Origin of the sequence: Bathymodiolus platifrons methanotrophic gill symbiont, from assembly GCF_002189065.1 — a bacterium.
Lineage (GTDB): Bacteria > Pseudomonadota > Gammaproteobacteria > Methylococcales > Methylomonadaceae > Methyloprofundus.
Window position 1 is genome coordinate 1 of record NZ_BDMN01000343.1, and the last position, 2,346, is coordinate 2,346.

At 36.7% G+C, this 2,346-nt stretch carries 2 protein-coding genes; both read right to left on the reverse strand.

Annotated features, from left to right (window positions below; translation table 11 throughout):
• Positions 1-277 precede the first annotated feature (277 nt).
• Positions 278-1,234: a phytanoyl-CoA dioxygenase family protein gene (locus CDZ78_RS17200; protein WP_087871088.1), complete on the reverse strand. Its 957-nt coding sequence runs from the start codon at positions 1,232-1,234 to the stop codon at positions 278-280.
• Positions 1,227-2,237, reverse strand: a complete 1,011-nt coding sequence (speB, locus tag CDZ78_RS17205) for an agmatinase (RefSeq protein ID WP_230990716.1) — start codon at positions 2,235-2,237, stop codon at positions 1,227-1,229. The genes CDZ78_RS17200 and speB overlap by 8 nt, the downstream gene beginning before the upstream one ends.
• Positions 2,238-2,346 lie beyond the last annotated feature (109 nt).

Sequence of the window (2,346 nt, forward strand, 5' to 3'; positions counted from 1 at the left end):
GGTTCTGTCGCAAAAAACCGAATGCCACTATTATAAGGCTTAATCTCATCCAAATAAGATTCACATGTTCAGTTTAAAATGGCGGTATTTCTTAAGGACTTATTAACCTGTATGCCAGGTGGCATATGACTTTACAACTTATCTGCCGAAATTTTAACGATAGGATGATCGGTGTTTTATTCTGTATGAAATATTATTCATTAGCCTCATAAAACTAAGATATAGTCGGTTTTTACACTTTTTGCGACAGAACCGGAATTCCTTGGGTTGTTTTTAACTAAGATAACTCAACGCATTCATGTTTTGTAATATCTAAGTTAGAACCATCGATCACCTTCCCCTCTTTTTTCCCAGGGTAAACTTCCGTCGAAGCGGGGGTCATTCGACAATTTATTGCAACACGGTTACCATCTGTTAAGTTTGGCAAGGAACGGTGCATTGTTCGCTCGCTAAAAATCACAAAGTGCCCCTTTTTCATTAGTAATGTTTCTTCTCCATCCTCAGTATCAAAAGGAAGTGTTACAGCCGCGGAGAATTTTTGCATTTTCTCCCAGCAAACCTTTTTAAGCTCATCAAGAGAGATTGACTTCTGCTCAATACCATCTAGTAATGTAGTGGTATTTATATCTAGTAAAATAGTTGATTCTTTTATCTGTTGAACTAATTCATCTTTGCTCTCAATTTTATCGAAAGGGTTAACAAAGAACGCTGAATCACACATTGGTACCATTTTTATTTCATACCGATGCTTGTGAGAACCAGTTAAAAATTGCATCGGTGATCGCTCAATAGTTATATCATTCAGAGCAACCCAAACAGATAAATTCCAAGAAACATCGAAGTTTAAAGGCTTTAACGCAGGGATGTTATTACCAATTTCTTCTCCATTGAAGTGTCCCCATTCTTGATGCCAGCCTATCCCTCGGCCATTTTTTGGAGTTACGAATATTTTTGAACGCCATAATTTTATATTTTCACCGTTAAAGATAGATTTCACTCTGTGAACGATTTGCTCTTGTTTAAATAAGTCTAAATAATTATTTTCGATTAAATGCCAGTCACGTACTGAGTGTTTCGAATATAGGGGGCTAACTAATTTTTTTTCTACAATCTCCTCAGAACGAAAACAGCAAGAGTCAATAATATTACTCTCCATCCCCAAGTCGAATGGACCTATCCATCCGTTTTTTGAAAACGTAACAACCTCATCTGTACTTAAAGAATACTTATCCATCACTTTCCTCCATTGATGTTTTTTTTACTGACTCTCTCTTTTGCTTTCTATCTGCAAGCAAACAGAGGATCTCAAATAACAGTGTTGCTCCAACTAGAGCTGTATTACTTGATTGGTCATAAGGTGGTGAAATTTCTACTAAATCAGCTCCAATTAAGTTGCTCCCATGTAAACCTCGTATTAAGTGTTGAGCTTCAATACTTGTAAAGCCCCCGATTTCAGGAGTTCCTGTTCCAGAAGCAAAAGCTGGATCTAGGCAATCTATATCAAAACTTAAATAGGTTTCATCGTCACCAATTACTTTCTTAATTTCTATTAATATTCCCTCTGTACCTAGATCTGTGCATTCTTCCATGTCAATTATGCGAACCCCTTTTTCAAGTCCCCATAATCGGTCTTCTTCTGTATACATTGAACCTCTGATACCTATTTGAACAATTCGCTTAGGGTCAAGTAGACCTTCGTTAATTGCATGGTAGAATGGTGTCCCGTGTGAGAAGCTTGAATTACCAGAAAAACCTGAGAACATGTCAGTGTGAGCATCAAAATGAACCATTCCAACAGGTTGGTTTTTAGCTAAAGCTCTTAAAATTGGAAGGCTAACTAAGTGGTCTCCCCCTACAGATAAAGGCACTATATCTTTGGATAAAACTTGATGGTAAAAATCCTCCACCCATTGAAGGCTTTCAAGTAAATTAACAGCATTTATATTTGCATCTCCTAAATCAGCGCAATTGCAAAGTTCATAAGGTTTAATTTTCAAGGTATTATGCATATTCCTCATGAATGTTGATGCATCTCGAACTTGTCTAGGAGCCAACCTAGCACCAGAACGATATGTCGTTCCACCATCCCAAGGAACACCAATCAAACCAATGTCAACATACTCCGCATCTTCAAGGGCTAAGTAGGGTAACTTCATAAATGTTGCTATACCTGCAAATTTAGGTGTTTTTGTACCATCAATAGGGATATAAAATTCTGTGTCTGTTGTTTTTCTCATAAGGAGTAATCAAAGTAATAAAAAAACGATTTATGACAGACATAACCATCTGTTGAATTTGACGGTAGTGGGTTAAATCTGTTATTTCACTTAAATAATTAGGAGAAGT